This is a genomic window from Marinobacter flavimaris (assembly GCF_002933295.1).
In the GTDB taxonomy this organism is placed as follows: Bacteria; Pseudomonadota; Gammaproteobacteria; order Pseudomonadales; family Oleiphilaceae; genus Marinobacter; species Marinobacter flavimaris.
On record NZ_PSSW01000002.1, the window covers coordinates 353,266 to 378,637 of the forward strand.

Consider the following 25,372-nt stretch of genomic DNA (forward strand, 5'->3'; position numbering starts at 1 on the left):
AACTGATGAAATTTTGTCCGCTGTTCAATACTGATAACAACACTACAAAAACAGGAGGCAGTCATGACCATCAGCTCCACGCCCGAGGGGGTGTCCGTTGAGCCGAGACATCTGCGGTTCGATGTCAGCGAGGATCTGAAAACGCTCTGGCATGGCAACGATGCTTTCCGGACCGCGTTCTTCAACGCCCTTTCCCTGCAATTTCCCGATGGCGAGCAGCAGTTTATCAATGCCGTAAGGCTCTATCGGGACAAGATCGAGGATCCAAAGCTTAAAGCGGAGATCCGCGGATTTATTGGCCAGGAAGCCCTGCACAGCAGGGAGCACAAGGATTACAACGAGGCCCTGAAGGCCCGGGGCTACGATATTGATGCCCTGGACCAACGGTTCCGCAAGCATATGGAGTGGGTGGGTAAACTGCCACCAAGCCGCCAACTGGCAGGTACCTGTGGCGCCGAGCACTACACCGCCGTCCTGGCCAATGCCATCCTGAGCCACCCGGAGTGGATGGAAGGCGCCACGCCGACCATGGCAAAGCTCTGGAGATGGCATGCGATTGAGGAAACCGAACACAAATCCGTCGCCTTTGATGTTTACCGGGAATGTGTCGGCAATGAACAGCTTCGCCGGATCGTCTTCCTCTTTGTTACCTGGAATTTCTTCAAGTACACCTTTTTGAATACCTGTAGCCTGCTGAAGGCCGATGGCAAACTCTGGAGCCTGCGCACCTGGGTTGGCGGGTTTAATTTTCTCTGGGGCAAGCCCGGAGTGCTCCGCAAGTGTCTGCCGGAATTCCTGGCGTATTTCCGTAAAGGCTTTCACCCCTGGCAGCAGGATAACCGCGAACTGCTCGAGCAGAATCTCCGTGAGCTGGATATGACATCGGCAGCACGATAGGGCCGGGTTGCTGAAATTCTGATCGCGGTGTGTAAAACTGTGCGGCACAAAGAATAACGACAATAAAGGGGGCTTCCGTTCGAGAAGCTACCCGGAGCTGGAGGCCCACCATGCGAGTTGGTTTGATCGTCGATTCTGCGTGCGACTTACCCTATGAGTTCAGCCGCAAGCACGACCTGTTCGTGCTGCCGGTAACCGCTGTAATCGATGGCCAGACCTACATAGACAAGCATGATCCGGTTCGGACCCAGGAGTTCTATCAGAGCGGCCTGTTGCAGAAAGGACATCAGGCGGAAACCCGCGCCTTCACCGCAGAGCAGATACACGATCTGTTCATGGAGAAGATCGTCACCCAGTTCGATATTGCTATCTGCGAGACGGTCACGAAATCCCGAAGCCTGATTTTCCAGAATGCCACCGAGGCTATGAACAGTGTCCTGGCGAATTACGAAGGTGCGCGGGAAGCCGCCGGTCGTGATGGCCGGTTCTTTATGCGTGTGATCGACAGTAAACAGATTTTTGCCGGCCAGGGCCTGCTGGCAGCCCACACGCTCAAGCTGATCGGCCAGAATGTGTCCAAGAATGCCCTGCGCCATGAGGTGGAAACCTTCAGCGACAAGATCTACACCTGCGTCATTCCGAGGGATCTGCACTACATCCGTGAACGGGCACGGCGGCGTGGCGACAAGAGTGTATCGGCGCTGGTTGCCTTCCTGGGCAAAGCACTGAACATTACGCCGGTTATCTTCGGGCAAGGGGCCGAGGGCCAGCCCGCGGCCAAAACCCGGAGTTTCGACGTGGCCGTGGAAAAGGTGATGAACTATGCCGCTGCCCGTGTCGAAGCCGGGCTTCTGACACCCTATGTAAGCCTGTCCTGTGGTCTTACCTGGACGGAGATCGAGGATTTGCCCGGGCTCAACCGACTGCGCGATGCTTGCGAACGCAATGGTGTGGAACTGCTGCTCTCCCAGATGGGGATTACCAGCAGCATCTACGTTGGCCCCGGCAGTCTTTGCCTCGCACTTGCTGCGGAACCCCACACCTTCAACGATTTTCAGTAACTCCTTCTCAGAGTGCGTGACTGAATCATACTGGCCCGGCCGCGCCTCTCCACCTGTAGTTTTGGCAAACCTGCCAGCGTTTCGTTCGTGTTAGCCTCTGGCCTGTGTGTTTCATTTCTTCAACAGGACAACTGACGCCATGACCAAAGGCAAAACGGATCTCGCCAACCAACTGCTTGAGCAGCATGTGAAACATGAGCTGGCTTCTCTAAAGGGCGCAAAGCTGCGCAAGTTCCTGGAGCAGGAGCTCGATGAGCTCTGGCATTATGCCGGCGAGATAACCCTTGGCCGGATAACCTCGGAAGAGCAGGTGATGGGCGTTATCCAGCGTATCGTTATGGACATGGAACTGGATGCAGGCATTCCGGAACTGGCTGCGGAGATGGCCACCGAGGTGCTCAATGCCGATGTGCAGTCAAAGACCACCCTGGGCGAGATCATCACCCGCGAACAGGCCACGGGCTTTCTGGAGGAAGCTCTGGAGCTCCGGCAGCAACGTGAACGGGTGATCAGCGAGATCATGGCGCACCCGGTCTATCAGGAGCTGGTGTCCAATGTGGTGTACCACGGCCTGGTGAACTACCTGTACGAGGATAACCTGATCACCAAGTCTGTGCCGGGCGTTGGTTCGATGATGAAATTTGGCAAGCGGATGGCCAACCGGGCGGTGCCGGGGCTGGATGAAACCTTTGAGCGTCGACTGAAAGCCTGGTTGTCTGACAGCCTGCCCGGTTTGATCAGCCGCAGTGAGCAATTCCTGCACAGTGCCCTGTCTGATGAGGAGCTGCGCGACAGTGTGATGGCCGCCTGGGTGTCTTTGGAGGATCGCACCATTGCCGAGCTTCACGAGGGGCTCGGAGACGTGCAGCTGCAGGAGTTTGTGGTGCTTGGCTATGAGTTCTGGCTGCAGTTTCGCAAGACCGGATACTTTGAGAACTGTGCCCGGGCCGTGGTTTCCCACCTGTTCGACAAATATGGCGAGCGCCCGCTTACAGACCTGCTGGGCGATATGGGGGTAAGCCGTGAGGTTGTTATGGCGGAGATAGATGCCTACGCAATTCCGGTTATAGACGTGTTACGTGAAGAGGGCTATGTTGAGGCCCTGGTTCGTCGGCGGCTTGCGCCATTTTACAAGTCCGCCGCTGCGCGTAAGATTCTCCAGCAGGAGGCCTGAGTCTGAGATTGTCGGCAGGGCCCCGGGGAAGGTTTCGTTCAGGATTTTGAGAGGGCATGACGTTGATATCGGATCTGTTCTGGGCCTATCTGGTTGCCATTACATTGCTCACCATCACGCCCGGTGTGGATACCCTGCTGGTGATGCGTAATACCGGCCGGGGCGGTTTGCGGGATGGGTGCGTGACCAGTGTCGGCATCTGTAGCGGCCTGTTCATTCATGCCACGCTCTCGGCGCTGGGCATCTCCCTCCTGTTGGTGGAAACCGCCTGGGCATTTTCTGCATTGAAGTGGGCCGGCGCTTGCTACCTGGTCTGGCTCGGCATCGGTTCGTTGCGCCAGGCCCTTCGCCGGGGTGACGCGCCTGCGGCAAAGGACGTAGCGGTCGCCCGCCGGAAGGTTGGCTTGGCGGTGTCCTTTCGTGAGGGCCTGCTATCCAACGTTCTTAATCCCAAAACCGCCCTGTTCTACATGGCTTTGCTGCCACAGTTTGTGGATCCGGCAGGCAACGCCTTTCAGCAATCGCTGATGCTGGCCGGTGTGCATTTTCTGCTGGCAATGCTCTGGCAGTGTGGTCTGGCCTGGGTGGTGGTTACGTTTCGGAGTCTTGGTGTAAACGCGCGTGTAAAGCGAACGCTGAACGGCCTGACGGGAGGGTTTTTCGTGGCCATGGGCGCCAAGCTGGCCAGCACCTGACGCAATCACGGAACTTCAGGCAAAGAAAAAGGGAAGCCTCGGCTTCCCTTTTTTGTTCCAGTTCCGGATGATTACTTTTCCAGATACTGAAGCTTGTTCGGCTTGCCATCCCACTCTTCAGCGTCTGGCAGTGGATCTTTCTTTTCGGTGATGTTCGGCCATTTGGCGGCCAGATCGGCATTCAGCTCAACAAACTGGACCTGATCGGCCGGCAGTTCGTCTTCCGAGAAAATGGCTTCGGCCGGGCACTCTGGCTCGCACAGGGCGCAGTCGATACATTCGTCCGGGTCGATTACCAGAAAGTTCGGTCCCTCGTAGAAGCAGTCTACCGGACAGACTTCCACGCAGTCTGTGTACTTACACTTGATGCAGTTATCAGTAACGATAAACGCCATAGTCAGATCCCTGGTCCAGTGGTCGGTCAGTCTCATCAGGAGCGCCGTCGGGCGCTGCCGTTATATTTTGGTGCGCGATATTGTAGGGAGCGACCCGCACAGCCGCAAGCGTTCGACTGCTATAACCTTATTACACAGATCAATTCTTCGCTATTTCTTCATCAACGCCTTCAGTTCGTAAAGCTGATTCATGGCATCCCGGGGGGTTAGTCCGTCGAGGTCCATGTCTTTAAGTGCCTCTTCCACGGCGCTGGGCTCCAGGCTGGCGAACATGTCGCCCTGGTAAACGGATTCATTTACCTTTGCTGCCGGCTTGGCCAGGGATGCGTTGTTGCCCTGTTCGGCGGCCGAGGCTGCCGGCGCCGCTGGCGAAGCGCTGCCCTCCAGGTGGGAGAGCTGGGTTTTGGCGTTACGGATCACATCCTGTGGCACGCCTGCCAGCTTTGCTACCTGCAGACCGTAGCTCTGGCTTGCCGGGCCATCATGCACGTTGTGCAGGAACACGATGCTGTCATCGTGTTCGGTGGCCGTCAGATGGACGTTTACGGCATGTTGCAGCTCATCGGCCAGCTGGGTCAGCTCGAAATAGTGGGTGGCAAACAGCGTGTAGCAGCGTATCTCCCGGGCAAGGTGTTCGGCAGTAGCCCAGGCCAGGGACAGGCCATCAAAGGTGCTGGTGCCACGACCAACCTCGTCCATCAACACCAGACTGTGCTCGGTGGCGTTGTGCAGGATGTTGGCGGTTTCGGTCATTTCCACCATGAAGGTGGAGCGGCCGCCGGCGATATCGTCCGAGGAACCCATGCGGGTAAAAATCCGGTCCACGGGGCCGATCACTGCCCGGTTGGCGGGCACGAAACTGCCGGTGTAGGCGAGCAGCGCAATCAGCGCGGCCTGACGCATATAGGTGGATTTACCGCCCATGTTCGGGCCGGTTATCACCAGCATGCGGCGCTGGGTGTCCATTAGCAGATCGTTCGGTACGAAGGGCTCGTCCAGCAACTGTTCAACCACCGGATGGCGCCCTTCCTCAATGTCAAAACCCGGGGATTCGCTGAACTCCGGCGCGGAAAAGCGCAGAGAGGTGGCGCGCTCGGCAAAATTACTCAGCACATCCAGTTCTGCCAGTGCCTGCGCGGCATCCTGAAGTGGCGCAAGTTGCCCGGCGACGGTTTCCAGTACGTCATCGTAAAGGCCTTTCTCACGGGCCAGGGCCCGGCTCTTGGCACTCAGGGCCTTGTCCTCGAACTCCTTGAGTTCCGGCGTGATGAATCGCTCGGCGTTTTTCAGGGTCTGCCGGCGAATATAATCCACCGGCGCCTGATCGGACTGGGCCCGGCTTATTTCGATGTAGTAGCCGTGGACCCGGTTGTAACCTACTTTGAGGGTGCTGATACCGGTGCGATCCCGCTCCCGGGTTTCGACATCCAGCAGATACTGGCCGGCGTTTTCGCTGATGTTGCGCAGCTCGTCCAGCTCCTCGTCGAAGCCTTCCCGGATGACCCCGCCTTCACGGATCACGACCGGGGGATTGTCGATGATGGCGCGCTCCAGCAGATCCGCCAGTTCCGGGTATTCCCCAATGATGGTCGCCAGCCTGACGACGTGGTGGGAATTGACCGGTTTCAGGGTTTCCTGCAGGTCCGGCAGGGCCTGGAAGGCATCCCGAAGCCGCGCCAGGTCTCTTGGGCGGGCCGAACGAAGGGCGACCCGTGCGAGCACGCGCTCAATGTCGCCAACAGCTTTCAGCAGATCGTGCACCGGCTCATAGTGGAACCCGTCCAGCAGTGCCGATACCGCCTGCTGACGCTGGCGGACGATTTCCACATCCCGAAGCGGCCGATTCAGCCAGCGCCGGAGTTCCCGTCCACCCATGGATGTGGCGGTGCGGTCCATGACCCAGGCGAGGGTATACTGGTGGCCGCCCATGAGATTGGTGTCAATTTCCAGATTGCGACGGCTGGCCGCGTCCAGGATGACTGCTTCATCGCGCCGTTCGCGGGTCAGCTTGCGAATATGGGGCAGGGCGGTACGCTGGGTTTCCTTGGCATACTGCAGCAGGCAGCCCGCGGCACAGACGGCGAGATTGAGTTCCTCGCAGCCGAAACCTGTCAGGTCCCTGACCTGAAGCTGATGGGTAATAACCCTGCGGGCCGTATCGGATTCGAAGAGCCAGGGCCCCTGACGGCGTATTCCGGTGAAACCCTCCAGAACGTCCTCGTAGGGAAAATCCTCGCTGATCAGGATTTCCGCCGGACGCAGGCGCTGCAGTTCGCCCTGCAGGGCCTCCAGGTTTTCCAGCTCCGACACGGCAAAACGGCCGCTGGAAATATCGAGCGAGGCAAAACCGAACTGCTCCCGATGGTTATAGATAGCCACCAGTAGATTGTCCCGTCGATCCTCCAGGTAGGCGTCGTCGCTCAGGGTCCCCGGTGTGACGATCCTCACCACCTGTCGCTCAACCGGACCCTTGCTGGTGGCAGGATCTCCGATCTGTTCGCAGATGGCGATGGATTGACCTGCCCGAACCAGCCGGGCAATGTAGCCCTCAGAAGAGTGATAGGGGATGCCGGCCATGGGGATCGGATTGCCGCCAGATTGGCCCCGGGCGGTGAGGGTAATACCCATCAGCTCGGCCGCTTTCTTGGCATCTTCGTAGAACAGTTCGTAAAAGTCCCCCATGCGGTAAAAAACCAGTTCATTGGGGTGCTGGCCCTTGATCTTCAGGTACTGCTGCATCATTGGGGTGTGCTTGGAAAGATCGGTCTGAGCTGCTGACATGAACGGGTCCGGTAGCCTTGCTTTGGATGAAGGCGTGAATTGTAAGAAAATAACCGCCGTGATGAAACGAAGGAGGTCATTATGCTGGCCAGCGATCAGGAATTGGAAGATGCAGGCAACCGCCTTGGTGAACGACTGCTGACAACCGGCCGTACCGTTGCGACGGCGGAGAGTTGCACCGGCGGCTGGGTTGCGAAGGTACTGACCGATCGTGCCGGTTCTTCGGCCTACGTGCTGGGTGGCCTGGTCACGTACAGCAATGAGGCCAAGCAGGGGCTTCTGGGCGTAACCCGGAAATCGCTGGATGAACACGGTGCGGTCAGCGAACCGGTGGTGCGGGAAATGGTTGCCGGTGCCCTGGTGGCGACAGATGCTGACGTTGCCGTGGCTATCAGTGGTGTTGCCGGGCCCGGCGGTGGCAGCGATGACAAGCCTGTGGGCACCGTCTGGTTTGCCTGGGGTAGCAGCCCGGCCTCCACCGTGGCCGTGGTAAAACACTTTGAGGGTGATCGTGATCAGGTCCGCAGGCAGGCCGTTCTCTTTGCCCTTCAAGGGGTTAACAATTTTGTGGACGAAGTCTGACGGCTTTCACATCCGGAGGGGTTGGTCTCCTCTGCGGGTTATGTTTTAATACTGTTCAAATATACAGGGAATGGGCTGTTCGAGCTGTACAGATTCCCGATTCACTATTTCGCTGCCAGCCTTTTCCTGAGGGTGGCGGCCCAGGCGACAGAGGGTTTGCACTGATGGAAGACAACCGCAAGAAAGCATTGAGCGCAGCACTTGGGCAGATTGAGCGCCAGTTCGGCAAGGGCGCCGTGATGAAAATGGGCGATCAGCCCCGCGAAGCCATTCCTGCGGTCTCCACCGGTTCCCTTGGCCTGGACGTTGCCCTGGGTATTGGCGGTCTTCCATATGGTCGAATTTGCGAAATCTACGGTCCGGAAAGTTCCGGTAAGACGACGCTCACCCTCCAGGTAATTGCCGAAGCACAAAAAGCCGGCAAAACCTGTGCATTCGTGGATGCCGAGCACGCGCTCGATCCGGTTTACGCCGAAAAGCTGGGCGTCAATGTGGACGACCTTCTGGTGTCCCAGCCGGATACCGGTGAGCAGGCCCTGGAAATTGCCGACATGCTGGTTCGTTCCAATGCGGTAGACGTGATCATCGTGGACTCCGTGGCGGCCCTGACCCCGAAAGCGGAAATCGAGGGTGAAATGGGCGACAGCCACGTGGGTCTGCAGGCGCGACTGATGTCCCAGGCGCTTCGCAAGCTGACCGGTAATGTCAAACACGCTAACTGCCTGATGATTTTCATCAACCAGATCCGTATGAAAATCGGGGTTATGTTTGGCTCGCCCGAAACCACCACCGGTGGTAACGCGCTGAAATTCTACTCCTCCGTTCGCCTTGATATCCGCCGCATTGGTGCCGTGAAAGATGGTGACGAAGTGGTCGGTAACGAGACCCGCGTGAAAGTAGTCAAGAACAAAGTATCGCCGCCGTTCAAGCAGGCCGAGTTCCAGATTATGTACGGTAAGGGCATTTACCACATGGCGGAAGTGCTGGATATGGGCGTCAAGGAAGGCTTTGTCGACAAGTCCGGAGCCTGGTACGCCTACAATGGCGACAAGATCGGTCAGGGCAAGGCCAACGCCTGCAAGTTCCTGGAAGAAAACATGGACATTGCCAACGAGATCGAAGCCAAGGTTCGGGACAAGTTGATGCCCAAGCCTGAACCCAAGAAAGACGCAAAAGAAGAGCCCGCAGAAGCCAACGGCGAGCTGCTCTAAACCTTACCAGGCGAAGACGATAGGGGCGGCAGGCGTAAATTAAGGCCTGTCGCGCCCTTGCTACCTTCGCTTTTCTTTTCAGGTATGAACTTTTCTTCCAACTCCCGCCGAAAGTGACCCGGTTCAGCGCCAATATCGACCTCGAGCCGCTCCAGGTAATCTGCTCCGCCTGCCTGCTGCAACTGGCTTTTGATCCAGCTCCTGTATCTTAGTCGACGATAGAGTGCCTTTAGTTTTTTTCCGTTGAGATAACGCATCGACTTCTCCTCCTTTCGCGGTTCACCTTCTAATCCATGGTAAGCAGAAGTCTTTGCAAGGTATCGGTTCAGATCGTTTAAAAGTCCTAGTAACAGATCGACTATTTTTGCCTCCGTGGTGCTCAAATAATGAGCATCTGTGCTTGCTGCGTCTTCCTCCGGTTTGAGCTGGCCTAAGAATGAATCCATACTCTCCAGGTGCCCAAATTCTTTGCTCTTCAGCTACAAATCAGGGTCGGTATGGAAGCAAGAAAGAGATTATTGATAGTCGCTCATGCACCTTCCCCAAATACTCTCAAGCTTCGGGAGGCGGCCGAGCAGGGGGCGCACCATGAAGACATCGAAAGCGTAGAGGTAAAGGTGCTGGCGCCCCTGGACGCCGGTCCCGAAGACGTTCTTGCCTGCGACGCCATTATTCTGGGCACCACTGAGAATCTCGGGTATATGAGTGGTGCTTTAAAAGACTTCTTCGATCGCAGCTACTATCCCTGCCTCGAGAAAACCCAGGGGCTGCCTTTTGCCTATTACATTCGCGCCGGCCATGACGGCACGGGCACCAAGCGGGCAATAGAAAGCATTACTACCGGGCTACGCTGGAAGCTGGTCCAGGAGCCTTTGATCTGCCGGGGTGAATACCGGGAAGAGTTTGAAGATCAGTGTCGGGAGCTGGGGATGTATGTTGCGGCCAGCCTTGACGCCGGGCTGGTTTGATTCCGAAGGCCTGGCTCAGCTGGCAAACCGGTTGTAGAAGCCTTCAATCCGCGACAGGGCATTGTCGACAGTTCGTGAATAGCCCTTCTTGTCCAGGCAATAGCTGAACTGGACACTGACGCGATAGCCGGTCTGGAAGGGCTGGCATTCCACCACCCGGGCACAAACCCGCGATTCGCTGATGTACTTGCCGTCAAAATCCATGAACAGACGGGCGCCCGGCTCTACTGGTCGGGGGCATAGCACTGCCATTCCGTACCGGTTGAGGTCCAGGCAGGTAACCGGCGTGGGGTGTTTGCCACGACCAAGGAAGCTACGCTCCCGGAGCTGGACCTTCAGGCAGGAGGCGGGGTAACGATCCTTGATTCTGCGCTCTGCGGAATCATTGGTCATACGCTGGCGTCCGTTGCGTGCATTGTTTTTATGGTTGGGACATGAAGTGTAGTTCCGGAAAGGCTGGCTGAAAAATGAGCGGCGGCGGAATTGTGAACTGCCTAACAAAATCCCGCGCACTGTGCGCGACTCCAGAAATCTTCGTGCTGAACGCGACAGAGCCGACCGCAGAATCTACAATGACCGGCCAATGTGTTAACCGTTACAGGACCAAACCTTGAAGTCACTGCCTCTGCACCAGCTTTACAAAGCCTGTGTTCTGAAAGATCTGCCGTTCAAAACCACCAAGCAACTGGAGCCCCTGGCTGAAATCGTTGGCCAGAACCGTGCCCAGGAGGCTGTGCGTTTTGCTCTGGCAATGCCCCATGGCGGTTACAACGTCTATGCCGTTGGCCGTAATGGCCTGGGTAAGCGCACCATGATGCTGCGTTACCTTGAGCATCATGTGGATACGGATCAGCAGAGCCATGACTGGTGCTACGTGGCCAACTTCGAGGAGCCGCGCATTCCGAAGCTGTTGCAGCTCCCGGCCGGGAAGGGTACCCAGCTCAAACAGGATATGGAAAAGCTGATGAGTCGCCTGGTCAAGGTTATTCCCCAGACCTTTGACAGCGACAGCTTTCTTGAGCGCTCGGAACAGTTGAAAAACGAATACGGCAAAAAGCAGGAAGACGAGCTGGAGAAGGTGGCGGCCCAGGCCAAGCGCAAAAAAGTCAGCCTCACTGTGACAACCCCGGGCGGTTATCGGTTGGTGGCCATGAATGGCGACGAACCCCACACTGCGGAATCTTTCCAGGCTCTGACTGATGAGCAGCGCGACAAGTTCGAAGATGCCATCAACAAGCTTGAGAAAAAGCTCAGGCAGGCGCTCCGCAAACTGGCGGACTGGGAACAGGAATACGCTGATAAACAGCAAGCCCTGAACCAGGAGACCCTCGAGAGTATCTCAGGCCATCAGATCGATGAGCTGATCGAGAAATACAAGGATCTGCCGGACGTGGTCGCCTTCTTTGAGGCGGTTCGGGCGGACCTGGTTGAAAATCTCGAGATTTTCCTCGATGACAACGAGGAACAGGCAGCGATTGCGTATGCGTCCCTCGACAAGAAGATGCCCCGCCGTTACCTCGTCAATGTTCTGGTGCACCAGAAAACCAACGAAGTACCAATGGTGGTGGAGGATAACCCCACCTACCACAACCTGTTCGGTTACGTTGAGAACGTCACCTTCAAGGGCACCGTGTTCACGGATTTCTCCCTGATTCGCCCTGGCAGCCTGCACAGGGCCAACGGTGGCTATCTGTTGATGGACGCCATCAAGGTTCTGGAGCAACCGTTCGTATGGGATGGCCTCAAGCGTGCGCTGCGTTCGAAGTCCATACAGATAAATTCCCTGGAACGGGAACTGACGCTGTCCGGAACCATCTCAATTGAACCGGAATCGGTGCCCCTGGACGTCAAGATTGTTCTGTTCGGCGACCGTGAAACCTGGATGTTGCTGCAGGAATACGATTCTGAATTCGCCGAGCTGTTTCGAGTCACGGCGGATTTCGAGAACGAAATGTACCGTTCCGATGACAGTCAGCTGCTATATGCCAAGTTCATCGCCAGCCTGGTGAGCGAGAAGAAGCTACTGCACTGTTCGAACAAGGCGGTTGCCCGGGTGATTGAACACAGTGCCCGTATGGCCGAGCATCAGGATCGACTGTCCCTGCACGCGGCCGATATTGCCAACCTGCTGCGGGAATCCGATTTCTGGGCCCGTCAGGCCGGTGCCAAGCTGATCCAGGACCTGCACGTTGAGCGCGCGCTGGAAAGCGCGAAATACCGCAGCAGCCGGATCCGGGATCAGTTCTATGATTCCATCCGTGACGGCACAACGCTCGTAACTACAAGTGGCACGTGTGTTGGCCAGGTTAATGCACTCTCGGTGCTGTCCACGGGTGGATTTGAGTTCGGTCTTTCCAACCGTGTCACCGCTACCTGCTATTATGGAGATGGCGCGGTCATGGATATTGAGCGAGATGTAAAGCTTGGTGGCAATCTGCACTCCAAGGGCGTGATGATCCTGAGCTCCTGGCTAGCCTCCCATTTTGCGGTCAACGATCCGATGCACCTGTCGGCCAGTCTGACCTTCGAGCAGAACTACGGTGAAGTGGACGGAGACAGTGCGTCTCTGGCAGAGCTGTGCGCGCTGATTTCGTCCCTTTCCGGTATACCGGTTCGGCAGGATCTTGCGATTACGGGGTCGGTCAACCAGTTTGGTGAGGTTCAGCCCATTGGCGGTGTCAACGAAAAAGTGGAAGGCTTTTTTACCACCTGCCAGCTCAAGGGTGGGCTTTCAGGCAGCCAGGGTGTCATCGTGCCATCCACCAATGTGCAGAACCTGATGCTTGACAGCGAAGTGGTGCAGGCAGTGCGCGGGGGGCAGTTTGCGGTGTACGCGGTCGCCCGTGTTGAAGAGGCCATCACGCTGCTGCTTGGAAAGCCTGCGGGCAAGGCCGATGACAAAGGCAGGTACCCGAAGCAGAGCGTTTTTGGCATTATCCAGCAACGGCTAGAAAAAATGCGGGAACACGAGCGTCAGGAACATGCCCGTGACGACCATAAAGACCCGTCAATTCACTGACCGGCGATCATAAGAAAACGGACAGGAGAGAACACACCCATGACTGATATCCAGCAAACCGTGTACGTTGTTGAGGACGATGAAGCAGTCCGCGATTCCCTGGAGCTGCTGCTGAAATCCGACGGCAAGCCGGTAAAGACCTATGAGAGTGCAACCGCTTTCCTGAAGGACTACTCCGACAAGATGGCAGGCTGCATTGTGCTGGATATTCGCATGCCGGGCATGGACGGTATGGAGCTCCAGAAAAAGCTCAATGAAAAACACTCCATATTGCCGATTATCTTTGTGACGGGTCACGGTGACGTCCCCATGGCCGTCGACGCCATGAAAGAGGGCGCTGTGGACTTCATTCAGAAGCCCTACCGTGAGGAGGCACTGCTGGAGAAAATTGAGGCAGCCCTCAAACAGGATCTTGAGCAGCGCAAGTCTCTGGACGAGAAGCAGGAGATCATTCGCCGCATCAAGAGCCTGACCCCCCGGGAACACGAGATCATGGACCGTATGATTGCCGGTCAGGCCAACAAGGTGATTGCCATTGAGCTGGAAATCAGCCAGCGCACGGTCGAGATCCACCGTTCCCGCGTTATGCACAAGATGGGGACCCATTCCCTGGCACATCTCGTTCGTATGGTCCTGTCCGTAAAGGACCTTATCGACGCAGGGTGATCCCGGCGGCATCATACGGTTACTTTTCTAACCGGCCCGACATTTATGACTGAAGCTGTCAGCGAGAACTCGGAGGTGACGGTTCTGCTCGTGGATGACAATCCGCAGAACCTCAAAGTCCTCTATGAGACCCTGAAAGACAAAGGTTACCGGCTACTCATTGCCAACGAGGGCGAAAAGGCCCTCGACCTTGCCCACCGCCATCAGCCCGAAGTGATTCTCCTCGATATCATGATGCCGGAGATGGACGGCTATGAAGTCTGCGAGCGCCTCAAGGCCGCCCCGCAGACGGCCGACTGTGCCGTCGTCTTTCTGTCTGCGCTGGACGACCTGCAGGCAAAGGTGAAGGGCTTTTCACTCGGCGGTGCCGACTACATCTCCAAGCCGTTCCAGTCCCAGGAAGTGATCGCTCGCGTGAAAACCCACGCCAGCGTTATTCGTCTTGAAAGAGAGTTGCAGGCCCGCAACCGGGAGCTGCAAAGTGACCAGGCCCGGATTCTGAACTCCATCAGCGAAGGCATCTACGGCCTCGATGAGAACGGCATTATTGAATTTGCCAATCCGGCGGCGGCATCAATTGTTGGCTGCCCGGTGGAAGAGCTGATTGGTCGTGATTTCTTCGAAACCCACTTCGCGACTGCCGGTGACAATCTGGACGGACTGCCGGTGAAGGCGACCTGTCAGCAGGGTGTGGCCGAGAACCAGCGGGATATCCGAATGCTAAGGGCCGACGGAACCGGCTTTCCGGCGGAGTACCGCTCAACCCCGAAACTGGACTCTGACGAGCTCCACGGTGCCGTTGTTGTATTCCGGGATATCACCGCCGAACTGGACAATGAAAAGGCGCTGGAGGATGCCCGGCAACTGGTTCAGGAACAGCGCGATCAGCTTGCCCATACCTCGCGCCTGACCACCATGGGTGAAATGGCCGCCGGCGTTGCCCATGAAGTGAACCAGCCGCTGACCGCCATCACCAATTATGCTCGGGTCGCCAAGCGGATGATGGCAAAGGAAAGCCCTGATATGGGGCTGCTCCAGGAGACCCTCGACAAGATCGAGGCACAGTCCCACCGCGCCAGTGAAATCATCCGACGCATTCGTCGATTCATGAAAAAACCGGCGACGGGCAAGGAAGTACTGTCGGTGCCTGCGTTGCTGGAAGACACCCGGCAGTTTGCCGAGGTGGATATGCGTAATAACAAGGGCGCTATTGAGCTGTCCGTGCCTGAGGATATGCCTGAGGTTCTGGCCGATCCGGTTCAGGTACAGCAGGTCGCCCTGAATCTGATTCGCAACGCTCTGGAAGCGACCAGCAGTATTGATTCCAGCGCGCCGGTAGAAGTGAGTGCCAGTGTGCAGGGTGGCACCTGTGTTCGAATCCAGGTGCGGGATCACGGCATCGGCCTCTCGGAAGATGCCGAAGACAAACTGTTCCTGCCGTTCTTCACGACCAAGGATGAAGGGATGGGGATTGGTCTTTCAACCTGCCGTTCCCTCATACAGGCGCAGGGTGGCGACATCGGTTTCGAGCGGCCGGAAGGCGGTGGTGCCTGTTTCTATTTCACGTTGCCCGTTGCCGGCGCCCAGGGTTCCCCCTGCGCACCGGATGGCAAGCCTGCCTAAAACCAGTCGACGCGCCCGGTCAGATGGGGCGCATCGCCTTTGGCATTCAGCACCTGGTAGTCCCACCCCGTTTCTCCGGTGTTCCAGTTCAGCTGGGCTGTACCAGGCAGAAGCAGCGGTTTCTTGAACTGGCAGCTGATGCTGAGGGCACTGGCTTGCCAGCCTTCCTGTTGTTCCAGTAGCGCCAGTGCGTGGGCTTTGGTCCACATACCGTGGGCGATTGCCCGTGGAAAGCCGAACGCTTTGGCGCTCAGGGCATGCATGTGGATCGGGTTGCTGTCGCCGGATACCCGGGCGTATTGCCGGCCAATCGATTCGGGCGCCTTGAAATTTTCGGTGTTTGGATAACGTTCCAGCTCTGGCGGTGTTTTTTTGCCGGACGACTTGCTCTCGCCATCCGGTTGTCGGAACAACGTCGTGCTCGCTTCTTCCCAGACCAATTTGCCAGCCGAGCGAGCCTCGGTGATGAGATCAAACTCCACGCCCCGGTCACTTTTTACGGTATTCCCCAGTCGTACAGATAAATCCAGGTTCTCCCCGGTGCCGATCGGCCGGTGCTGGGTAATGGTGTTTCGCAGGTGCACCAGGCCCAGCAGCGGCAGGGGAAAGGCCTTCTCGGTGAGCAGTTTCAGGTGCAGTGGAAAAGCCAGCACATGGGGCCAGGTAACGGGCAGATGACTACCCGCCGCGAAGCCACAGACCTGCTGGTAGCGCTTGAGGTTCTTGCCGGCAGTACTGACGCCAAGCAGGCTGGCAGACAACTCCGGGATGCTGACGTCACCGCCGGTTTGCTTTTGTTTCGGCAGCAGTGTTCTGCCATACATGGGCAATAAGGCGGGTGGTGTCGTGTGGTAAACGAGGGTCTCTGGCATGGATGTTCTCCTTTATAGCCTCGACCGGAAATGCCGGCGCTGCCTGAGTAAAAGCGTAGTAGCAGAGGATATGCTTTTTTTTACATTTTGGTACAACTCGGCGTTCGTGGCCTGATATGCTCTAATATAAGACGATTGTCTAACAGGGTGCCTTTTCTGGGCCCTCTGGATCTGACAAACCTCTGGAGTGTGGCAAACCCTGCCAGATCAGGCATTGACCTGGCGAGCCCCGGCGACTGTCCGGCCGGCCAAAGTAGAAGTCAACAAATAAGAAAACGGGATCTTATGCAGGAACTTCGTGACGCGGGAGTGATGTTGCGCCTGATTTATGAGGCGATGAAAAAGAAGGGAATCGATACCAATGCGATTTTCAGCCGTCTGGGTGTGGATGAAAATTACGTTTATACCGAACAGCTTCGAACTCCCCACAGTGCGCAGATGTACTTCTGGCAGGCTGTTGAGGATGTTTCCGGCGATCCGGATGTTGGCCTGCATCTGGGACAGTTGCTGCCAGCGTATAAGGGGCAGGTGCTGGAATACCTCTTTCTGAGCAGCCCAACCTTCGGCGAGGGCCTGCGTCGGGCCCAGAACTATCAGCGTCTGCTGAGTGATGCTGCTAACACCGATTTCTTCATTGAGGGCGACGATGCCTGCATGGTTCTGGATGCAGCGTCTGATGATGTACGTCGTTTACGGCATTTCAATGAATGTTTCGTGCTGGGACTGATTACCTTTTTCCGCTCCATCACCGATGGCAACTTTTACCCGTCACGCATCGAGTTCGAGCATGAGCGTGCCGAGGGCCAGGATCATGTTCGCGAGGTGCTGGGGTGCGACGTCACCTTCGGTGCGCCGGAAAACCGGCTGTATTTCCCGGCCAAGCTGCTTTCCCATGCCTCGCCGCATGCCGAGCCGGAGCTGCTGGATCTGCACGAGCGGTTTGCCAGCGAACAGGTTGCCCGGTTGGAGAAGAAAGACATCGTTGGTCAGGTGGAGCGGATTGTCGCAGAGCTCCTCGATAGTGGAGAGGTCACCCTCGATGCCGTGGCCGAGCGGCTCGGCATCAAGCCGAGGACCCTGCGTACCCGGTTGACAGAGGCCGAGACCAGTTTCAATCAGGTACTCGCGGATTTTCGCTATCGCCTGGCCCGTCAGTTGCTGGCAACCACCGATGAATCCATTGATGAGATTGTCTACCTGACCGGCTTTTCTGAGCCCAGCACTTTTTATCGCGCATTCAAACGCTGGTCCGGAATGACACCTATCGAATACCGCAAAACCGCCCAGGGCAAGGACGCCATGGTCGATGCCATGTAACAGAACGCTTTTTCTGAAAATATTTTAGGAAAAGCGTTGACATAACAGGGCGCCTCTTTATAATGCGCCCTCGTTGTCACAGAGCAATCACACCCTTGATTGCCAAGCCTTTTCGAGGCGAGCTGTGATGACCCGCACGGAGCGGTAGTTCAGTTGGTTAGAATACCGGCCTGTCACGCCGGGGGTCGCGGGTTCGAGTCCCGTCCGCTCCGCCATTTTTTCCCCTCGTTTTACCTTTCACGTTATCCGACTTCTCCAGTTGCATTACATTCAACGCCAAGCTTCATTGTCATCGTTCTGTCATTGAGAACTTCTAGGCTATTTCTGAAAATTCAGGAATCAGGAAGGCTGTGATGCGGGATTACGAAGAAGAGTTGATTGAAAACCAGTTCGAAGAATATGAAGACGATGATGGCTGGGACGACGCCATGGAGTTATAGGCAAGGGATGAAACCATCACCGATGTCATCCATGCCTGATCTGCTTTCGGTGCTCCCCGGGGCTTAGATTGAACCAGCGCCGGTAGGCCTTGTGGAAGGCCGCAGGATTGGCAAAACCCAGAAGCCAGGCAATCTCTGCCAGTGATGTCTCTGTCTCCCGAATATAATCCCGCGCTAACTGTTTTCGCGTTTCATCCACCAGTTCCCTGAATCCGGTTCCCTCGGCGGCCAGTTGTCTCTGGAGCGTCCATGGCGCAATCCCCAGTTTAACTGCAATGGTTTCCAGGCTGGGTGTCTCGCCCCGAAACAGGGGTGTGAGAAGGTTTTTTACGCGGTCGCCTGTGGTCCACCCCCGTCGTATCTGCTGCAGTTCCCGTTCGCAGAGATCCGAAAGCTTTTCATGCATGGCGGGCTGAGCCTGCTGGCTGGCGCTTTCCCAAATGTCCTGACGAACGGTAAGGCTGTTGCTCGAAGCTCCAAACTGCACGGGGCAGCGGAACCAGCTCTCGAACAAATCATCCTGGCCGATTGATCGGTATTCGATAGTGACCTTCTCCAGAACGTCATAACGGCCCGTAACGGTCCTGAGAAACTGGGTCCACGCGGCAAGAACAGAATCCACCACGAAGTAGTTGAAGCCGTTATAGGGACGAATCGAGTAGAACTTTGCTTGCCGGGTTTCCGGTTGGACCGTTGGAACGCCACGGCTATTGCGGCTGGTTAGCAGAGCGTATCGAATCAGCGTGGCGAGTGCTGCGCCAGCGGTGCCGGCGGTTTCTCCGGCCAGCCCTGCAATACCCGCGTCGACAGGGCGTGATAGCGCACCCATCCTCAGCCCGAGAGCCGGGTTGCCGGTCTCGTTGATCGCGGCATGCCCCAGACGCATAAACCGCGGGATGCTGATGCGCGCTTCCGGTGATGTCAGGGTCTGATGGTCAAGCTGGAAACGGGATGCCAGTTCTGCGCTGCTGGCGCCTTCGGCTTCGGCGGCCCGCAAAAGAGCCGACACATAGAGAACACTGATGTCCCCGAGTGAGTTTCGGTTTTTTGACGGGCTGGAGAGGTGGGCGTTCATTGAAGCCTTTGTCTGACATGTTATGCAAAGATAATAAAATGTTATCCCTGGATATTGTCGATGGCAAGATGCGCGGGTAGTTTAAGGCTCAACAATGAACGGAGCCCTGTCATTTACAGGCGTTCCGCCCGAGATCACGATGAGGAGAGCAAACATGACCGCGAGCACGACGCCAGGCGTTGCCAAGTACCCGAACCTGCTTGAGCCACTGGACCTTGGTTTTACCAAACTGCGTAACCGCACCCTGATGGGCTCCATGCACACCGGCCTGGAAGAGGCCAAAAATGGCTTCGAACGCCTTGCGGCATTCTATGCAGAGCGTGCCAGAGGCGGTGCCGGCCTGATCGTGACTGGCGGTATTGCTCCGAATGTGGAGGGGGGCGTTTTCCAGCACGCCGCCAAGATGACCACCGAAGAGGAAGTCGAGAAGCACAGGGTCATTACCGATGCGGTGCATGGAGCTGATGGCAAGATCTGCATGCAGATCCTCCACGCTGGCCGCTACGCCTATTCTCCGGAGCTGGTGGCACCCTCGGCCATTCAGGCGCCAATCAATCCGTTCAAGCCCCGGGAGCTGGATGAAGACGGCATCGAGAAGCAGATCCAGGACTATGCGGAGTGCGCCGCACTGGCACAAAGCGCCGGTTATGACGGCGTTGAAGTGATGGGGTCAGAGGGTTACTTCATTAACCAGTTCATTGTGTCTCACACTAACCATCGGACTGACCGTTGGGGTGGCAGTTACGAAAACCGCATTCGTCTGCCCATCGAAATCGTTCGCCGGGTTCGTGAACGAGTGGGCGAGAACTTTATCCTGATCTACCGCCTGTCCATGCTGGATCTGATTGAAGACGGCAGTACCTGGGAAGAGGTGGTGCATCTGGCCAAGGAAATCGAGAAGGCGGGTGCAACCATCATCAATACGGGTATTGGCTGGCATGAGGCCCGCGTACCTACCATTGCCACCTCAGTTCCCCGGGGCGCATTTACCAAGGTGACCGCGCGCTTGAAAGGTGAAGTGAGCATTCCTCTGGTCACCACCAACCGGATTAACATGCCGGACGTGGCCGAGAAGATTCTGGCCGAGGGCGATGCCGATATGGTGTCCATGGCCCGGCCGTTCCTCGCAGACGCCGATCTGGTTCTGAAGGCGGCGGAAGATCGCGCGGAGGAGATCAACACTTGCATCGGCTGTAATCAGGCCTGCCTTGATCACACCTTCAGTGGCAAGCTGACGTCCTGCCTGGTCAATCCCCGCGCCTGTCATGAAACCGAGCTGACCTACGTGAAGACCGCGAAGCCCAAATCCATCGCGGTGGTTGGTGCCGGCCCGGCAGGACTGGCTTTTGCTTCCGTGGCGGCAGAGCGTGGCCATAAGGTGACACTGTTTGACGCCGGCAGCGAGATTGGTGGCCAGTTCAACGTTGCCAAGCTGATTCCTGGCAAGGAAGAGTTTTACGAGACGTTGCGTTATTTCCGGGTGATGCTCGACAAGCATCAGGTCGATGTACGCCTGAACACCCGGGTTAGCGCTGACGACCTGAAAGCCGGTGGCTTTGACGAAGTGATTCTGGCCACGGGCGTAAAGCCGCGTACGCCGGAAATCGAGGGTATCGATCATCCCAAAGTGATCGGTTATCTGGACGCGCTGCTGGAGCGCAAGCCGGTTGGCCAGAAAGTGGCCGTGATCGGCGCCGGCGGTATCGGTTTCGATGTCTCCGAGTTTATCGTCCACAAGGGCACGTCAGCTGCTTTGGATACCGATCACTTCATGCGTGAGTGGGGTGTGGATCTCAGTGTTGAGCATCGTGGTGGCATCCAGGGCGTTGAGCCCCAGGTACCGGAGCCGGCCCGGGAAGTCTACCTGCTTCAGCGCAAGGCCTCGAAAGTGGGCAAGAACCTGGGCAAGACCACCGGCTGGATTCACCGGACTTCCCTGAAAAACCGTCAGGTTCAGATGGTGCCCGGTGTGACCTATCGTAAAATCGATGATGAGGGGCTGCATATAACGGTCACGCCGAAAGGCGCAGAGCAGGGCGAAGATCGTGTGCTGCCCGTGGATACCATTATCGTCTGCGCGGGCCAGGAGCCGCTGCGCGAACTGCAAAGCGAACTCCAGGCAGCGGGCCTGCCAGTTCACCTGATTGGTGGCTCGGATGTGGCGGCTGAACTCGATGCCAAGCGAGCGATCAACCAGGGCAGTCGCCTGGCAGCAGAGCTTTAAGCGCAAACACGATCACAAATCGTTGCACTTTTTCCCTGTGCAGAAACGATTGTCTGGCTAGACTAATAGCTTTGAGTCTGTCAGCTTGCGTCTTCGCCCCGGCTCCGGGAGGCTGGGGTTGAAGAGGCCGGCACCACGATCGGATGGAACATCTCTCAGTGTTCTGTCGTGTGGTGTCGAGTCGTTGAACTTTGGAGAACGTGCAATGGTGTCTGCCGACCAGGCAACCGATGGTTATTCGGCGGTATTTTTTGTGGAAGGAAGCCAGGTGGCTCGCGAAATGCGGGCCACGGAATTCGGCGCTTTCCTGGATGGCTATGTTGGGCTGTCCGATCTTGCCGAAACCGATGTCAGGGCTGTTCTGGTTGAGTTGAGTCCCGATCTTCGGGTTCAGGCACTCGTGTTCTTCCGAATCTGGTTTGATGAGGAGGGCAGGGCAGACAGTCACTGGAACCTGCCGATTGAAGAGCTCGCCAGGCAAGGCGCCAAGGGGCCGGACATGGGCGGTGGTCCGATCCGGCTGGTTTGCCGAAGCCAATGCCCCGATCCCAAGTTCAAGGAGGATCTTTGGGACCCGGACATGACCCCGGGTAATAATCATTTCCAGGCCATTCGCAAGGCCGTAGAGGCCAATAGCCTTAAATTCCGCAAAGTTGAGCCGGTACAGGAAGAGAATATTCCGGTTCTGAGTGAGCAGGCAGAAGATTCTTCGGAGCGCGAAGAGGCCGCAGCCGCCGCCGACCGTTCCCGCCTGGCGCAGTTGATTCGTGAGCAACGCCTGCGGATCAAGACCCTCCAGAGTGTCCACCGCGATGCGCTTTCGGATATCCAGCGAGAGCACCGGCTGGAGGTCCAGGGGTTACGCAGTGATATTGCGGATCTCGAGCAGAAATACGAACGCCAGCGCCTCAGTAATGAGCAGCTCAAGAAGCGACTTTCCGAAAGAAACGAGCAGTACCTCGCCATGCAGGAGCAGATGGCCGCGGTAGGTGAGGAGAAACAGCGGGAGGATTCAAACGCGGGTGCCGAGCTCCTGCTCCTCAGGGAGCAGCTGGAGCGGCGTCAGCGTGAACTCGAGCTGAGAGACGAGAAGATTGTCGCTCTCGAGGAAGAGAACCACGAGCTGAGAAACCGCGAACCTCCGGAAGACTCCATCATGGACCACCTGCAGCGCCAGACGGTGTTCCTGGTGGCCTACCAGCCAGGCGTCGGTCACGTAACGCTGCCCTTCAAGGACATTGAGACCTACTTCAGCAACCCCACCGCCTATGCCGCGGAACGCTGCGGCATGAATGAACCCGCCTATCGTGAATGGCTGGATCACTATGAAAATCCTGTGTGCACCCACAAGGGCAACGATGGCAAACCCTGTGGTGAGCCGATCCTGCGGGTAAGCCAGCCCTCGGAATTCCGCCCGGGCGTTGACGATCGGTGTGAGAAACACCAGGCCTGAGGTTCGAACTTTTTCAGTATCGGGGTGACTTTCGTTAAACTGTACGCCAGATTGTCACCGGGGTAACGGTTTCGTTGGTCCCCGCCGCAACCCGACATCACAGGAAACTTCATGGATCAGTTCAGGAACATTGGTGTAATTGGCCGAATGGGCAGTGTGAAAGTGGTTGAATCACTGCGCCAGCTCAAACAGTACCTGATCACCAACAATTACCACGTCATTCTTGAAGAAGACACAGCCAGCATGCTGCCAGGGCATGGCCTGCAGGTGGCCAGCAAAAAGCTTCTGGGCGAAATCTGTGATCTGGTCATCGTGGTTGGCGGGGATGGCAGCCTTCTGGGCGCCGCCCGGGAGTTGGCCAAGTCCAAGATTCCCCTGCTTGGGGTGAACCGTGGGCGGTTGGGCTTCCTGACTGACATTTCGCCGTCCGATCTTGAGGAGCGCCTCGGCAAGGTTCTGGAAGGCGAGTACATGGAGGAGACGCGGTTCCTGCTGGATGGCAATGTTGAGCGCAACGGCCAGCCCCTGGGGTTTGGTACGGCCCTGAACGATGTCGTACTGCATCCCGGTAAATCCACCCGGATGATTGGCTTTGACCTCTTCATCGACGGCCATTTCGTCTACAGCCAGCGTTCGGATGGCCTGATTGTCTCTACGCCGACAGGGTCTACCGCCTATTCGCTGTCTGCCGGTGGTCCGATTATGCACCCGAAGCTGGACGCCATTGTTCTGGTGCCCATGTTTCCCCACACTCTCAGTAGCCGGCCGATCGTTGTCGATGGCAAGAGTGAAATCAAACTGGTGATCGGGGAGACCAATGAAACCTATCCGCAAATCAGCTTTGACGGCCAGATGAACATTGCCTGCGCGCCAGGCGATATCATTCGCATTACCAAAAAGCCGTTCAAGATCCGGTTGATTCACCCCACAGACCATAATTTCTACGCCACCTGCCGTGACAAGCTTGGCTGGGCTAGTGAAATATCAGCGAGTTGATCATGGCTGCTACAAAACCGACCGCAAACCGCGGTTACGACATCATTGGCGACATTCACGGCTGTGCCAATACCCTGGCCCGATTGCTGGACCAGATGGGCTATCGGAAGATCAACGGGGTCTACCAGCACCCCCGTCGTCAGGCGATCTTCATCGGCGATATCATTGATCGTGGCCCACGCATCCGTGAAGCCCTGCACCTTGTGCGCGATATGGTGGAACATGGTTCGGCCCGAATTGTCATGGGCAACCATGAGTACAATGCCCTCGGTTACTGTACGCGGGCGCGCCCGGGCAGCGGCAAAACCTTCCTGCGCGAGCACAACGCGCGTCACGACCGCCTGATCCGCGAGACTCTCGAGCAGTTCGAAGCGCACCCCTACGAGTGGAATGAGTTTCTCGAGTGGTTCTACACCATACCGCTGTTCATCGACGACGAGGATTTCCGCGTTGTGCACGCGTGTTGGGATGGCGACCTGATCGAGAAATTCAAGCAGTCGCAGGGTGGTGCGTGCATTGATGAGGATTTCCTGCACGCCTCTGCCGCCATCGAGTCTTTTGCCGGGCAGGTTATGGATACCCTTTTGAGGGGGACGGATCTGCGGCTCCCCCGGGGAATGACCATCACCGGTCGGGATGGCTATGTGCGCGAGTTTTTCCGAACCAAGTTCTGGGCCGACGATCCTCATACCTATGCCGATGTTGTCTTCCAGCCGGACCCGTTGCCACCGGAAGTGGCAAGCCGCGTATTGACGGAAAGCGAGCGAAAGCAGCTGATCAGTTATCCTCTCGATGCGCCCCCGGTTTTTGTCGGGCATTACTGGATGGAAGGAGAGCCGGCGCCGCTCAAATCCAATGTCGCGTGCATCGACTACAGTGCCGTGAAGTACGGGCGGTTGGTCGCTTACCGAATGGATGGTGAGCGGGCACTTTCCCGGGACAAATTTGTCTGGGTTGATGTGGAAAGACCGGAGCAAGCGGATTATCCCAATAGCGAGGACAGTCTTGCACGCTAGACCGAGCGTTGTGGCTGAATCATTTCCGGAGGCGGAGTAAGCGGTGTACCGAGTCAAGCAATTGGATACCACGGTAAACCTGGCGGGTTTCAGCCGTTGGCTGAACGGCCAGGGTGTGACCCACCGCATCACGGAAGAGGGCGGGTTCCAGGTGCTCTGGCTGGAAGATCCCGCCCATGCGGAACCCGTGCTCTCGGCCCTTGACCGTTTTATGGCGGAACCGGAAATCAGGGAAGCGGTGGATCGTCAGAACCGCTCACCGGTGTTTGTTGGTGGCCGCTGGCAACCTTCTCCACGTCATGCGCCGCTGGTGCTGGGGATTATCGTGTTTGCCGTAACCATGGTCTGGCTCACGGCCATGGGGCAGAATGAGCTGGCGGCCAGCCTGATGGTGATCGACCCCCGGGATTACGACTGGAGCACCATGGCCGGCCGCATTGAAGCGCTGACAGCGACGCTGGCAAGCGGCCAGGTCTGGCGGCTGCTGACGCCGGATTTTCTGCACTTCAGCTGGACCCACATCATTTTCAATTCGGTCATGCTCTGGTTTCTGGGTAGCCAGATCGAGTGGTTTGATGGTCGCGCCCGGCTAATCATGCTGTTTGTGATCACCAGCCTGATTTCCAACGGCCTGCAGTATTTTGTCTCGGGTCCGCTGTTCGGTGGGCTATCGGGAGTGGTTTATGGGATTCTGGGTTATTGCTGGCTCAGCCAGCGATCGGCACCGAGGTTTCAGTTTCCACCTGCGTTGGTAACCTTTGCCGTTGCGTGGATGGTCATCGGATTTACCCCGCTGCCCGAAATGATCGGGCTCGGGCGTATGGCCAACGAGGCGCACCTGGGCGGGTTTGTTGCCGGCCTGGCCCTTGCGGTGGTTTTGCCCGTAAAAGGCAGAAGGGGCGGATAA

The 25,372-nt window shown here is 57.1% G+C and carries 22 protein-coding genes and 1 tRNA gene; 17 read left to right on the top strand and 6 right to left on the bottom strand.

Annotated elements, in window-relative coordinates:
* Nucleotides 1-63: 63 nt before the first annotated feature.
* From MDHKLMBL_RS05305 to MDHKLMBL_RS05320, 4 genes are all read left to right on the top strand, one after another.
* Nucleotides 64-897, top strand: coding sequence for a metal-dependent hydrolase (locus MDHKLMBL_RS05305; protein WP_008170545.1), 834 nt, complete (start codon nt 64-66; stop codon nt 895-897).
* 110 nt (nt 898-1,007) lie between these two features.
* Nucleotides 1,008-1,958 (top strand): DegV family protein, encoded by a 951-nt coding sequence (locus MDHKLMBL_RS05310; protein WP_008170544.1) that lies wholly within the window; start codon nt 1,008-1,010, stop codon nt 1,956-1,958.
* A gap of 139 nt (nt 1,959-2,097) precedes the next feature.
* On the top strand, nt 2,098-3,132 hold the full coding sequence (locus MDHKLMBL_RS05315; RefSeq protein WP_008170543.1) for a hypothetical protein: 1,035 nt from the start codon (nt 2,098-2,100) through the stop codon (nt 3,130-3,132).
* Between the two features lie 56 nt (nt 3,133-3,188).
* Entirely contained in the window at nt 3,189-3,827 is a 639-nt protein-coding gene (locus MDHKLMBL_RS05320; protein WP_104270279.1) for a LysE family translocator, read from the top strand.
* A gap of 71 nt (nt 3,828-3,898) precedes the next feature.
* Here MDHKLMBL_RS05320 and fdxA read toward each other — a convergent pair whose 3' ends face one another.
* Together fdxA and mutS are read right to left on the bottom strand one after the other, a co-directional pair.
* Nucleotides 3,899-4,222 carry a ferredoxin FdxA gene (gene fdxA, locus MDHKLMBL_RS05325; RefSeq protein WP_008170541.1) on the bottom strand — a complete coding sequence of 108 codons (324 nt, stop codon included), beginning with the start codon at nt 4,220-4,222 and terminating at the stop codon, nt 3,899-3,901.
* Between the two features lie 150 nt (nt 4,223-4,372).
* Nucleotides 4,373-7,003, bottom strand: coding sequence for a DNA mismatch repair protein MutS (mutS, locus tag MDHKLMBL_RS05330; RefSeq protein WP_104270280.1), 2,631 nt, complete (start codon nt 7,001-7,003; stop codon nt 4,373-4,375).
* An 81-nt stretch (nt 7,004-7,084) separates the two neighbouring features.
* On the opposite strand from mutS, the gene pncC reads away from it, so the two are divergent.
* Together pncC and recA are read left to right on the top strand one after the other, a co-directional pair.
* Entirely contained in the window at nt 7,085-7,585 is a 501-nt protein-coding gene (gene pncC, locus MDHKLMBL_RS05335) for a nicotinamide-nucleotide amidase (RefSeq protein ID WP_104270281.1), read from the top strand.
* Nucleotides 7,586-7,749: 164 nt separating this feature from the next.
* Nucleotides 7,750-8,796 carry a recombinase RecA gene (gene recA / locus MDHKLMBL_RS05340; protein ID WP_008170534.1) on the top strand — a complete coding sequence of 349 codons (1,047 nt, stop codon included), beginning with the start codon at nt 7,750-7,752 and terminating at the stop codon, nt 8,794-8,796.
* On the opposite strand, the gene MDHKLMBL_RS05345 is transcribed toward recA, so the two are convergent.
* The gene (locus tag MDHKLMBL_RS05345; RefSeq protein WP_104270282.1) at nt 8,793-9,242 is read right to left on the bottom strand and encodes a hypothetical protein; all 450 of its coding nucleotides are present in this window, start codon (nt 9,240-9,242) and stop codon (nt 8,793-8,795) included. The two genes, recA and MDHKLMBL_RS05345, sit on opposite strands and share 4 nt — an antisense overlap.
* A 51-nt stretch (nt 9,243-9,293) precedes the next feature.
* On the opposite strand from MDHKLMBL_RS05345, the gene MDHKLMBL_RS05350 reads away from it, so the two are divergent.
* On the top strand, nt 9,294-9,764 hold the full coding sequence (locus tag MDHKLMBL_RS05350) for a flavodoxin family protein (protein WP_104270283.1): 471 nt from the start codon (nt 9,294-9,296) through the stop codon (nt 9,762-9,764).
* Nucleotides 9,765-9,779: 15 nt separating this feature from the next.
* Here MDHKLMBL_RS05350 and MDHKLMBL_RS05355 read toward each other — a convergent pair whose 3' ends face one another.
* Nucleotides 9,780-10,157, bottom strand: coding sequence for a PilZ domain-containing protein (locus MDHKLMBL_RS05355; RefSeq protein WP_008170530.1), 378 nt, complete (start codon nt 10,155-10,157; stop codon nt 9,780-9,782).
* A 217-nt stretch (nt 10,158-10,374) separates the two neighbouring features.
* Between MDHKLMBL_RS05355 and MDHKLMBL_RS05360 the strand changes: the two genes are divergently transcribed.
* Genes MDHKLMBL_RS05360 through MDHKLMBL_RS05370 form a run of 3 tightly spaced genes read left to right on the top strand, consistent with a single transcriptional unit; the run spans nt 10,375 to nt 15,072 of the window.
* A complete protein-coding gene (locus MDHKLMBL_RS05360; protein ID WP_008170528.1) occupies nt 10,375-12,783 on the top strand; it encodes an ATP-binding protein in 2,409 nt (802 codons plus the stop codon).
* 39 nt (nt 12,784-12,822) lie between these two features.
* The gene (gene fixJ / locus MDHKLMBL_RS05365) at nt 12,823-13,449 is read left to right on the top strand and encodes a response regulator FixJ (RefSeq protein WP_008170525.1); all 627 of its coding nucleotides are present in this window, start codon (nt 12,823-12,825) and stop codon (nt 13,447-13,449) included.
* Nucleotides 13,450-13,494: 45 nt separating this feature from the next.
* Nucleotides 13,495-15,072 (top strand): ATP-binding response regulator, encoded by a 1,578-nt coding sequence (locus MDHKLMBL_RS05370; RefSeq protein ID WP_104270284.1) that lies wholly within the window; start codon nt 13,495-13,497, stop codon nt 15,070-15,072.
* On the opposite strand, the gene MDHKLMBL_RS05375 is transcribed toward MDHKLMBL_RS05370, so the two are convergent.
* Complete coding sequence (locus MDHKLMBL_RS05375) at nt 15,069-15,944, bottom strand: MaoC family dehydratase (RefSeq protein WP_104270285.1); 876 nt, start codon at nt 15,942-15,944, stop codon at nt 15,069-15,071. The genes MDHKLMBL_RS05370 and MDHKLMBL_RS05375 overlap by 4 nt on opposite strands.
* Before the next feature lie 285 nt (nt 15,945-16,229).
* Here MDHKLMBL_RS05375 and MDHKLMBL_RS05380 point away from each other — a divergent pair, with 285 nt between their 5' ends.
* Both MDHKLMBL_RS05380 and MDHKLMBL_RS05385 read left to right on the top strand, forming a co-directional pair.
* A complete protein-coding gene (locus MDHKLMBL_RS05380) occupies nt 16,230-17,261 on the top strand; it encodes an AraC family transcriptional regulator (RefSeq protein WP_008170520.1) in 1,032 nt (343 codons plus the stop codon).
* A gap of 138 nt (nt 17,262-17,399) precedes the next feature.
* A tRNA-Asp gene (locus MDHKLMBL_RS05385) sits at nt 17,400-17,476 on the top strand.
* A 250-nt stretch (nt 17,477-17,726) separates the two neighbouring features.
* On the opposite strand, the gene MDHKLMBL_RS05390 is transcribed toward MDHKLMBL_RS05385, so the two are convergent.
* Nucleotides 17,727-18,776: an AraC family transcriptional regulator gene (locus MDHKLMBL_RS05390; protein ID WP_008170518.1), complete on the bottom strand. Its 1,050-nt coding sequence runs from the start codon at nt 18,774-18,776 to the stop codon at nt 17,727-17,729.
* Between the two features lie 154 nt (nt 18,777-18,930).
* Between MDHKLMBL_RS05390 and MDHKLMBL_RS05395 the strand changes: the two genes are divergently transcribed.
* The 5 genes from MDHKLMBL_RS05395 to MDHKLMBL_RS05415 all read left to right on the top strand — a co-directional run bounded on the left by MDHKLMBL_RS05395 (nt 18,931) and on the right by MDHKLMBL_RS05415 (nt 25,372).
* The gene (locus MDHKLMBL_RS05395; RefSeq protein ID WP_104270286.1) at nt 18,931-21,000 is read left to right on the top strand and encodes an oxidoreductase; all 2,070 of its coding nucleotides are present in this window, start codon (nt 18,931-18,933) and stop codon (nt 20,998-21,000) included.
* Nucleotides 21,001-21,205: 205 nt separating this feature from the next.
* The gene (locus MDHKLMBL_RS05400) at nt 21,206-22,453 is read left to right on the top strand and encodes a DNA repair protein (RefSeq protein WP_092031546.1); all 1,248 of its coding nucleotides are present in this window, start codon (nt 21,206-21,208) and stop codon (nt 22,451-22,453) included.
* 111 nt (nt 22,454-22,564) lie between these two features.
* Nucleotides 22,565-23,449: an NAD(+) kinase gene (locus tag MDHKLMBL_RS05405; protein ID WP_008170512.1), complete on the top strand. Its 885-nt coding sequence runs from the start codon at nt 22,565-22,567 to the stop codon at nt 23,447-23,449.
* Nucleotides 23,450-23,451: 2 nt separating this feature from the next.
* Complete coding sequence (locus MDHKLMBL_RS05410) at nt 23,452-24,465, top strand: metallophosphoesterase (protein ID WP_008170510.1); 1,014 nt, start codon at nt 23,452-23,454, stop codon at nt 24,463-24,465.
* 43 nt (nt 24,466-24,508) lie between these two features.
* Nucleotides 24,509-25,372 (top strand): rhomboid family intramembrane serine protease, encoded by an 864-nt coding sequence (locus MDHKLMBL_RS05415; protein WP_104270287.1) that lies wholly within the window; start codon nt 24,509-24,511, stop codon nt 25,370-25,372.

What these genes read in the sequence shown, in the direction of transcription:
- MDHKLMBL_RS05320 (WP_104270279.1), top strand. Translation starts at nt 3,189, where the DNA reads ATGACGTTGATATCGGATCTGTTCTGGGCCTATCTGGTTGCCATTACA.
- MDHKLMBL_RS05355 (WP_008170530.1), bottom strand. Translation starts at nt 10,157, where the DNA reads ATGACCAATGATTCCGCAGAGCGCAGAATCAAGGATCGTTACCCCGCC.
- fixJ (WP_008170525.1), top strand. Translation starts at nt 12,823, where the DNA reads ATGACTGATATCCAGCAAACCGTGTACGTTGTTGAGGACGATGAAGCA.
- MDHKLMBL_RS05400 (WP_092031546.1), top strand. Translation starts at nt 21,206, where the DNA reads ATGGTGTCTGCCGACCAGGCAACCGATGGTTATTCGGCGGTATTTTTT.
- MDHKLMBL_RS05350 (WP_104270283.1), top strand. Translation starts at nt 9,294, where the DNA reads ATGGAAGCAAGAAAGAGATTATTGATAGTCGCTCATGCACCTTCCCCA.
- recA (WP_008170534.1), top strand. Translation starts at nt 7,750, where the DNA reads ATGGAAGACAACCGCAAGAAAGCATTGAGCGCAGCACTTGGGCAGATT.
- MDHKLMBL_RS05410 (WP_008170510.1), top strand. Translation starts at nt 23,452, where the DNA reads ATGGCTGCTACAAAACCGACCGCAAACCGCGGTTACGACATCATTGGC.
- MDHKLMBL_RS05390 (WP_008170518.1), bottom strand. Translation starts at nt 18,776, where the DNA reads ATGAACGCCCACCTCTCCAGCCCGTCAAAAAACCGAAACTCACTCGGG.
- mutS (WP_104270280.1), bottom strand. Translation starts at nt 7,003, where the DNA reads ATGTCAGCAGCTCAGACCGATCTTTCCAAGCACACCCCAATGATGCAG.
- MDHKLMBL_RS05315 (WP_008170543.1), top strand. Translation starts at nt 2,098, where the DNA reads ATGACCAAAGGCAAAACGGATCTCGCCAACCAACTGCTTGAGCAGCAT.
- MDHKLMBL_RS05375 (WP_104270285.1), bottom strand. Translation starts at nt 15,944, where the DNA reads ATGCCAGAGACCCTCGTTTACCACACGACACCACCCGCCTTATTGCCC.
- MDHKLMBL_RS05310 (WP_008170544.1), top strand. Translation starts at nt 1,008, where the DNA reads ATGCGAGTTGGTTTGATCGTCGATTCTGCGTGCGACTTACCCTATGAG.
- MDHKLMBL_RS05345 (WP_104270282.1), bottom strand. Translation starts at nt 9,242, where the DNA reads ATGGATTCATTCTTAGGCCAGCTCAAACCGGAGGAAGACGCAGCAAGC.
- MDHKLMBL_RS05305 (WP_008170545.1), top strand. Translation starts at nt 64, where the DNA reads ATGACCATCAGCTCCACGCCCGAGGGGGTGTCCGTTGAGCCGAGACAT.
- pncC (WP_104270281.1), top strand. Translation starts at nt 7,085, where the DNA reads ATGCTGGCCAGCGATCAGGAATTGGAAGATGCAGGCAACCGCCTTGGT.
- MDHKLMBL_RS05395 (WP_104270286.1), top strand. Translation starts at nt 18,931, where the DNA reads ATGACCGCGAGCACGACGCCAGGCGTTGCCAAGTACCCGAACCTGCTT.
- fdxA (WP_008170541.1), bottom strand. Translation starts at nt 4,222, where the DNA reads ATGGCGTTTATCGTTACTGATAACTGCATCAAGTGTAAGTACACAGAC.
- MDHKLMBL_RS05405 (WP_008170512.1), top strand. Translation starts at nt 22,565, where the DNA reads ATGGATCAGTTCAGGAACATTGGTGTAATTGGCCGAATGGGCAGTGTG.
- MDHKLMBL_RS05380 (WP_008170520.1), top strand. Translation starts at nt 16,230, where the DNA reads ATGCAGGAACTTCGTGACGCGGGAGTGATGTTGCGCCTGATTTATGAG.
- MDHKLMBL_RS05370 (WP_104270284.1), top strand. Translation starts at nt 13,495, where the DNA reads ATGACTGAAGCTGTCAGCGAGAACTCGGAGGTGACGGTTCTGCTCGTG.